This window comes from Streptomyces sp. ID05-39B (genome assembly GCF_033794725.1).
GTDB classification, from domain to species: Bacteria; Actinomycetota; Actinomycetes; order Streptomycetales; family Streptomycetaceae; genus Streptomyces; species Streptomyces bobili.
The window spans coordinates 1-7,922 of sequence record NZ_JARGEF010000313.1 but is presented as its reverse complement, the minus strand read 5'-3'; the positions used below and the strand labels follow the sequence as shown (position 1 = coordinate 7,922).

Genomic DNA, 7,922 nt, shown 5'->3' with positions numbered 1-7,922 from the left:
GGGCCGTGGAGCTCATGGGGATCGGGGCCGTGGGGCTGGTGACGGTCATCCGAAGGCCTCTCTGTCCTGTGGCGATGACCAGAAATCTACGGCCGCGCAAGGCCCCGATGAAGGGACGATCCCCGGCATGGATCTTGCGGGGCCGGGGATTCCCCTGGTATTCCTCGGAGATGACCGTGTATTCCCCGGACGCCACCGACTGGCGCATCCTCGAGGTTCTCCAGCGTGAGGGGCGGGCCAGTTTCGCCGACCTGGCGCGCGCCGTGTCGATGTCCGCGAGCGCGGTCACCGAGCGGGTGCGGCGGCTGGAGGAGGCGGGCGTCATCCAGGGGTACGCGGCCGTCGTGGACCTGGAGCGGCTCGGCCTGGCGGTCCTCGCCTTCGTGCGGCTGCGCTACCCCAACGGCAACTACAAGCCCTTCCACGACCTGGTGGCCGTCACGCCCGAGATCCTGGAGGCGCACCACGTCACGGGCGACGACTGTTTCGTCATCAAGGTCGCGGCCCGTTCCATGCGGCACCTGGAGGAGCTGACGGGCAAGATCGGCGCCCTGGGGGCGGTGACGACCAGTGTGGTGTACTCCTCGCCCCTGACCCGGCGCCCGCTCGGTCACTGACCGCGCTGCCGCACCACCGACCCCGACCGTCCCTTCACGATCTCCAGCTGGGCGTGGATGCGCCGCCGCAGATCGGCGACATGGCTGACGATGCCCACACTACGGTCGCGTTCGCGCAGGGAGTCGAGGACGTCGAGGACCTCGTCCAGCGTCTGGTCGTCGAGGCTGCCGAACCCCTCGTCGATGAAGAGGGTGTCCAGCCGGACCCCGCCCGCCTCGTCGGTGACGACGTCCGCGAGACCGAGCGCGAGGGCGAGGGAGGCGAAGAAGGTCTCGCCGCCGGACAGCGTGGCCGTGTCCCGTTCGCGTCCGGTCCAGGCGTCGACCACGTGCAGGCCGAGGCCGCTGCGGCCGCGCCCGGCCCGGTCGTCGGAGTGCACGAGGGTGTACCGGCCCGACGACATGCGCTGGAGGCGGACCGTCGCGGCGGCGGCCACCTGTTCCAGGCGGGCGGCCAGCACGTACGCCTCCAGGCGCATCTTGCGTTCGTTGTCCGCCGAGGTGCCCGCCGTGAGGCCCGCCATGCGGGCCACCCGGTCGTACTCCTCGCGCAGCGGCGCGAGGCGCCGTACGGCGTCGGCCGCGCGCGCGGAGAGGCGGTCGAGTTCGGCGCAGCGGCGGGCGGCCTCGTCCTGGGCGGAGGCGGCCCGGCGCAGCCGTTCGGCGGCCCGGCCGGCCTCCTGCTCGGCCGCCGCGAGGTCGACGGCGGGCTCCTGGGCGGCGGCCACGGTGTCGGGCTCGGCGAGCACGGCCCGGACGGCCGCCTCCTCCGACTGCCAGGCGTCCAGGCGGTGTTGCAGCTCTCGGTGGGCGGCATCGTCGAGGAGGGCGTCGGCGGCGGCCAGCGGGGTGTCGAACCCGGCTCGGAAGGCGGCCTCGTCGAGGCGTCCGTCGGCGGCCTTGAGGCGTCCGGCGCTCTCCTCGGCGGCGCGGACGGCGTCGGCCGCTTCGGTGAGCCGGGCGGCCTGCCGCTCCAGCTGCTCGGCGCGTGCGGACACGCTCCGGGCGCTGCCCCGGGCCTCGGCCAACTCCTCTTCCAGCGCGGCCCGTTCACGCTCCAGCCGCTCGCGGTGGCCCACCCGGGAGGCGGCCCTGACGGCGGCCTCCCGCTGGGCGGCGGTGCGGCGCTCGTGCTCCTGCTCGGCGCGGCGCAGCTCCTCGCGCGCGGGGTGCAGCGCGGAGGCGTCCCGGCGGGCAAGGCCGTAGGCGCTCTCCAACTCCTCGGCCTCCGCGGCGAGTCGCCCGGTGGGGGCGTCGCCCGCCTCCGCACGGGCGGCGGCGAGGTTCTCCCGGACGCGTCCGAGGTCGCGCTCGGCGTCCGCGCGGTGCTGCTCCGCGCGCTGGTAGGCGGCGAGGGCCGCTTCCTCGGCCTCGCGGTCGACATGACCGGCGACCTTGCGGGCGGGGGCGGGGTGGTCGGTGCCGCCGCAGACCGCGCAGGGTTCGCCGTCGCGCAGGGTGGCGGCCAGCTCGGCGGCGATGCCGTTGAGCCGCTGCTCCTTCAGGTCGAGCCAGTGGGTGCGGGCCGCCAGGGCCCGCTCACCGGCGGCGAGGGCCTGGCGCTGGGCGTCGCCGCTGTCGCGGTCGAGCTGGTCACGCAGCCGGGCCGCCGTCAGCCGGCGCTGCGCGGGCTCACGCTGCACGGCAAGCTGTTCGGCGCGCGTCGCGGCCTCCTGCGCGGACTCGACCCGCTCCTGGAGCGCCGCGCGGGTCGCGTCCCAGCCGGCCAGCCAGCCCTCGGTCTCCGCGAGTACGTCCTCGTCGGCGCGTTCCTGCCGGTCCAGGTCGGTGCGCTCGGCGAGCAGTCCGGCCAGCCGCAGCTCACCGCGGCGGGCCGACTCCAGCCCGCCCAGCTCCTGCGCGGCCCGTCGGGCGGCCGTGGCCAGCCCGCCCGCGCCGGCCTCGGCGAACCCCTCCGGCAGCAGCGCCCGCGCGCGTACCTCGGCGGCGGCCGCTCCGCGGTGCTCGGCGTCGGCGGCCTCCCGCAGTTCCAGGGCCGGTGCCACCGCCTCCGCCTTGCGCGCCCGCTCCATCCGCGCCCGCGCCTCCCGGTGCGCCCCGGCCCGCTCCTGAAGCAGCCGGGCCCGCTCCCGCGCCTCGGCGAACCGCCGCTGCAACCGGTCGAGTTCGCGTACGTCGGCCAGCGCGCGCTCGGCGGCGGCCCGGGCGGACTCGGCGGCCAGGCGGCCGCACTCGGCGATCGTGAGCCGCTCACGGGCGCTGCTGCGGGCCACGGCGGCGGCGGTCAGCACCGCCTCGGCCAGGCCCGGTTCGCCCGGGGCGAGTTCGGGCAGTTCCATGGCGTCACCGGCGGCCTGCTGCATGCGATGCGCGTCGGCCAGGAGTGCCGTGTCGCCCTCACGCACACGTGCCTCGGCGGCACGCCGGCGCTCGGCGAGCCGCTTCTCGACCTCGGCGAAGCGCTGGGTGTCGAAGAGACGGCCGAGCAGCCGCCCCCGTGCCTCGGCGTCGGCGCGCAGAAACCGCGCGAAGTCGCCCTGGGGCAGCAGCACGACCTGGCAGAACTGCTCACGGCTCATGCCCAGCAGCTGGGTGATCTCCTCGCCGATCTCCTGGTGGGAGCGGCTGAGGTCCTTCCAGGACCCGGCGACGGCGTCGTACTCGCGCAGCCCGCTCTGGGCCTTCTCGACGGTGGTGCCGGGACGGCCACGCTTCTTGGGGCGCTCCCAGGGCGGCTGCCGGGTGACCTCCAGCCGCCGCCCCGCGACGGTGAGTTCGAGGGTGACCTCGGTACGGGTGCCGGGGGCGGCGTGGTCGCTGCGCAGGGTCAGCCCCTGGGCGCTCTGCCGGGCGCCGGGGACGGAGCCGTACAGCGCGTAGCACACGGCGTCCAGGACGGAGGTCTTGCCCGCGCCCGTCGGCCCGTGCAGCAGGAAGAGCCCCGCGGCGGACAACTCGTCGAAGTCGACGCTCTGGCTGCCGCCGAAGGGCCCGAAGGCGGTGAGATCGAGCCGGTGCAGCCTCATCGCGCGTCCCCCCGGTGGTCGTAGGTGCGCGGTTCTGGAGCCGCGAGCGGGTCGGGGGCGGACGCCGTCGGTACAGCGACGTGATCACGAGCACACGCCGTCCGAACGCCGACGCGAGCACGGGCGGACGCCGTCGGTACGGCGAGGGGGTCGTGGGCGGACGCCCCCGCTGCTGGGAGCGCTCGGTGACCAGGCGGCACCGGGCCGCCCGGTGCCAACCCCGCGGCCGTCCCTCGCCTCACCGTGACACCTCCCGTACGGTGCCGTCCGCGCGCACCGCGTCGAAGGCGTCCCGCAGCACGCCCTGCTCGCGCACGTCAGGGCCCGCGCCGCGCACGTGCGCCACGAAGTCCTCGGCGATCTCCTGGTCGCTGCGGCCCGCGAGGCGCCGGGCGTAGGAGACGTCCGGGTCGTCCGGGGCGCGCTCGGGGGCGAAGACGAGGCTGAGGGTGTGCGGGAAGCGTGCGGTGAGCCGGGCCATCGGGTCCGCCGGGCGCACGGCGTCGGTGAGGGTCGCCTCCACCCACGCCTCCTCGTACCGGTCGAGCCCCGGCTCGGCGAGCAGGTCGTCCAGTGTGCCGCGCAGCCGGGCCAGCTCACGGGGGACGGGGCAGTCGATCCGCTCGGCGGTGAGGCTTCCCTCGGCGTCGAGGTCGACGAGCCACATGGTCTTGCGGTGGTCGGCCTCGGAGAAGGAGTACGGCAGGGGTGAGCCGGAGTAGCGCACGCGCTCGGTGAGGGTCTGGCAGCCGTGCAGATGCCCGAGCGCCACGTAGTCGACGCCGTCGAAGACTCCGGCGGGCACCGAGGCGACCCCGCCGACCGTGATGTCCCGCTCGCTCTCGCTGGGCGTGCCGCCGGTGACGAAGGCATGCGCGAGGACGACCGAGCGGGTGCCCTGCGGCCGGCCCGCGAGGTCGGCGCGGACCCGGTCCATGGCGGCGGCGAGCACGGCCTCGTGCCCGGCCTTCTCCACGCCGAAGGCGTCCTTCACGAGGGCGGGTTCGAGGTAGGGCAGCCCGTAGAAGGCGACATCGCCGAGGCCGTCCCGCAGGATCACCGGGGTGCCGGCCGCGGCCGGGTCGGTCCGCAGATGGACGCCTGCGCGGCCGATCAGTGCGGCACCCACGCCCAGCCGCCGCGCGGAGTCGTGGTTCCCGGAGATCATCACCGTGGGCACGCCCAGGTCGGCGAGGCGGTGCAGGGCGTCGTCGAACAGCTCGACCGCGGCGAGCGGCGGTACGGCACGGTCGTAGACGTCCCCCGACACGACCACCGCGTCGACCTCGCGCTCGCGCGCGGTGGTGACGAGGTGGCCGATGAAGTCGGACTGAGCCCCGAGCATGTTCACGCGGTGGAACGCCCGGCCGAGATGCCAGTCGGACGTGTGCAGAATTCTCAAGACGCCGCTCCGACCCGCACATCTCCCCCTGCTTCAGCCCTGGACTCAGCGCCGAACCACCACGGTCCCCGCTCTCGGCACCGACCACGCTAACGCCTGCCGGCACCTGCTCCGTCACGGACCTCGGTCCGCCGCCGGCACCTGGCCGTCAGTCCCTCACGATCCCCGTCCGGACACCTCACCGGCACCGTATCGCGAGCCACTGACAACAGGCCTCAGACAATCCACCCCTCGCTGGACCGACGGCGATCCAGCCCCACGGCCCGGACCACACCGACGACGCGCGTCGGTCCGTACGCCTCCCCACCCCGTTCGGACCCCGCGGAGCCCTCACGCGTCCCCGTACGCCTCCCCGCCCAGCTCGAACCCCGCGGTCCCGGCCGTCGCGTCCGCGAGCCAGGCCCGGAAGGAGTCCACGTCGGCGTCCGGGAGGCCGATCTCGATCGTGACCGCTTCGCCGTAACGGACGTCGCGAACGTCGCGGCCGGTGGAGTGCAGGTCGTTGTGGACCTTGCCGGCCCGCTGGTGATCGACCGTCACCGTGGCCAGCCGGAAGCGGCGGCGGGTGATCGTGCCGAGGGTGTCGAGGGCCTCACCGACGGCGCCGCCGTACGCGCGGATGAGGCCGCCGGCGCCGAGCTTGACCCCGCCGTAGTAGCGGGTGACGACGGCGACGACGTAGCGCATGTCGCGGCGCAGCAGCATCTGGAGCATGGGGACGCCGGCGGTGCCGCCGGGTTCGCCGTCGTCACTGGCCTTCTGGACGGAGGCGTCGGCGCCGATGACGTAGGCCCAGCAGTTGTGGGTGGCGTCGGCGTGTTCCTTGCGGACGGCCGCGAGGAACGCCTGGGCCTCCTCTTCCGTGGCCGCCGGCGCGAGCGCGCACAGGAAGCGGGAGCGGTTGACCTCGGTCTCGTGGACGCCCCGGTGGGCGACGGTGCGGTACTCGTCCTGCATCGGCCCAGCCTATGCCGTGGTGGGTACGGCCTCAGCCGCCGTCCTTGCGCCCCCGCGGCACCGCCGTCCAGGTCAGCAGGGCCGCGCCCGGGGCCAGGTCGGCCCAGGTGTGGGCATGCCAGGCCAGGACCGCGACGGCGGAGGTCTGGAACTTGACCCGGACCGGTTCCAGGGCGTCGTGGAGCGCGTCGCCCGCCAGGTCGAGGACGAGTTCCTGGAGGCCGGGGTTGTGTCCGACCAGCAGCAGGGTGCGGACCTCGGCGGGCGTCTCGCGGGCCACGGCCAGCAACTCCGGTACGCCGGCTGCGTACACGCGCGGATCGTGGCGGACCGGCGGTGCGATGCCCCACTGGGCCGAGGCCAGCTCCCAGGTCCGGCGGGCTCGTACGGCGGTGGAGCACAGGGCGAGGTCCGGCAGGCAGTCGGCGTCGGCCAGCGCGCGGCCGGCCGCCGGGGCGTCGCGCAGGCCGCGCGGGGCGAGGGGCCGCTCGTGGTCGGGCACGCTCTGCGGCCAGGCCGACTTGGCGTGCCGCAGGACGACGAGCCGACGCGGCGGCCGGGCCGCGGCGCTCACGTCGCCGCTCAGGCCGGGGCTCACGTCGGGGCTCACGCCGCTGCTCCCACGTCGCGGGTGAGTTCGAGGCCGAGGAGTCGGTCGGCGTAGGCGTACGTCTCGAAGCGGGCGCCGTCCGGGAGCCGGGGCCCGGCCTCCTCCACCGAGCGCAGCACGCTCAGCACGGCGGGCAGGTCCAGGTCGTCGTCCCAGGCGGTCCGCAGTCGCCCGCGCAGGTCCTCGGGGACGGGGCGCGAAGGGCTCCGTGCCCAGTCGGCGACCGCGCGGCGCCAGCGGGCGAGGGTGGTGGCGGCCTCGTGCAGCGCGGCGGCGCCGAGCGGGGCGGGTGCGCGGTGGTGATGGGAGAGCAGTGCGAGGCGGAGGGCCGCCGGATCGGGGTCCGGGCCGGCGAGCGCGTCCGGCCGCACGGCGGCGACCGGGACCCACACACTCTCCCCCGCGGTCGCGGCGTTGTCCTGCGCCGCCACGTGCACGGCTTGGGCCTCGCCGAATCCGCCGGAGAGGTCGCCGGCGTCCTCGAAGGGGCGGACGCCGAGTGCCGTCGCGGCCGCCCGCAGCTCCGCCTGCTCGCGTTCGCCGGTCAGCACGGGCAGGACGGACGTACCGCCGAGTTCCAGGACCCGGACGACGAGGTCGGCGACCAGGAGGACGCGGAGCGATCCGGTGCCGTACCCCGAGGCGTGGGCCTCGACGCGGGTCAGACCACGGCGGACGGGGGCGGCGACGACGGGCTCGCCGGTTCGGGCGTCGATGATGCGCAGCACGCGCCCGAGCGTAGGCGGACCGGGCCGCTCGCGCAGTCCGGGTGCGGAATCGGTGCGCGCCGTCCGATGTTGAGCGGATGGACGCCGTTCGGCGTCGTGCGATGTCCGTGCGTCAGAGGAGGCCGCCGTGTACGGCGACGAGGCAACGATCCGCAGGATCCTCACCGAGCTGGGTGACACCTGGGCGGTGGTGGGGCTGTCCACGAACCCGCGGCGGGCCGCGTACGGCGTGGCCGAGGTGCTCCAGCGCTTCGGCAAGCGCGTCGTGCCCGTCCATCCGAAGGCGGAGACGGTCCACGGGGAGCAGGGGTACGCCTCTCTCGCGGACATCCCCTTCGACGTGGACGTGGTGGACGTCTTCGTCAACAGTGACCTGGCCGGAGCCGTCGCGGACGAGGCGGTCGCCAAGGGCGCGAACGCGGTGTGGTTCCAGCTCGGCGTGGTCGACGAGGCGGCCTACGACCGCACCCGGGCCGCCGGCCTGGACATGGTGATGAACCACTGTCCGGCGATCGAGATCCCCCGGCTGGGCTGACCGGGTGGCCGCTCCGGGCCCCCTGACACCCCCCGAGGCGGCCTCCATAATGTGCGGGTGACCACCACCTCCCCCCACCTCAACTC

7 protein-coding genes are annotated in these 7,922 nt (G+C 75.2%); 2 read left to right on the top strand and 5 right to left on the bottom strand.

Translation table 11 applies throughout. From position 1 onward, the window contains the following. Nucleotides 1-170 precede the first annotated feature (170 nt). Nucleotides 171-617 (top strand): Lrp/AsnC family transcriptional regulator, encoded by a 447-nt coding sequence (locus P1P75_RS37345; protein ID WP_319263810.1) that lies wholly within the window; start codon nt 171-173, stop codon nt 615-617. Here the strand turns inward: P1P75_RS37345 and P1P75_RS37340 are convergent. The 5 genes from P1P75_RS37340 to P1P75_RS37320 all read right to left on the bottom strand — a co-directional run bounded on the left by P1P75_RS37340 (nt 611) and on the right by P1P75_RS37320 (nt 7,301). Further along, the gene (locus P1P75_RS37340) at nt 611-3,604 is read right to left on the bottom strand and encodes an SMC family ATPase (protein WP_319263808.1); all 2,994 of its coding nucleotides are present in this window, start codon (nt 3,602-3,604) and stop codon (nt 611-613) included. The genes P1P75_RS37345 and P1P75_RS37340 overlap by 7 nt on opposite strands. A gap of 238 nt (nt 3,605-3,842) precedes the next feature. Next, a complete protein-coding gene (locus P1P75_RS37335; protein WP_319263806.1) occupies nt 3,843-5,006 on the bottom strand; it encodes an exonuclease SbcCD subunit D in 1,164 nt (387 codons plus the stop codon). A gap of 330 nt (nt 5,007-5,336) precedes the next feature. Then, a complete protein-coding gene (locus P1P75_RS37330; RefSeq protein WP_319263804.1) occupies nt 5,337-5,963 on the bottom strand; it encodes a YigZ family protein in 627 nt (208 codons plus the stop codon). A 31-nt stretch (nt 5,964-5,994) separates the two neighbouring features. Next, complete coding sequence (locus tag P1P75_RS37325; RefSeq protein WP_319263803.1) at nt 5,995-6,573, bottom strand: histidine phosphatase family protein; 579 nt, start codon at nt 6,571-6,573, stop codon at nt 5,995-5,997. After that, nucleotides 6,570-7,301 (bottom strand): hypothetical protein, encoded by a 732-nt coding sequence (locus P1P75_RS37320; RefSeq protein ID WP_319263802.1) that lies wholly within the window; start codon nt 7,299-7,301, stop codon nt 6,570-6,572. The genes P1P75_RS37325 and P1P75_RS37320 overlap by 4 nt, the downstream gene beginning before the upstream one ends. Before the next feature lie 127 nt (nt 7,302-7,428). Here P1P75_RS37320 and P1P75_RS37315 point away from each other — a divergent pair, with 127 nt between their 5' ends. Beyond that, a complete protein-coding gene (locus tag P1P75_RS37315) occupies nt 7,429-7,836 on the top strand; it encodes a CoA-binding protein (protein WP_319263800.1) in 408 nt (135 codons plus the stop codon). Nucleotides 7,837-7,922 lie beyond the last annotated feature (86 nt).

What these genes read in the sequence shown, in the direction of transcription:
- P1P75_RS37345 (WP_319263810.1), top strand. Translation starts at nt 171, where the DNA reads ATGACCGTGTATTCCCCGGACGCCACCGACTGGCGCATCCTCGAGGTT.
- P1P75_RS37340 (WP_319263808.1), bottom strand. Translation starts at nt 3,604, where the DNA reads ATGAGGCTGCACCGGCTCGATCTCACCGCCTTCGGGCCCTTCGGCGGC.
- P1P75_RS37330 (WP_319263804.1), bottom strand. Translation starts at nt 5,963, where the DNA reads ATGCAGGACGAGTACCGCACCGTCGCCCACCGGGGCGTCCACGAGACC.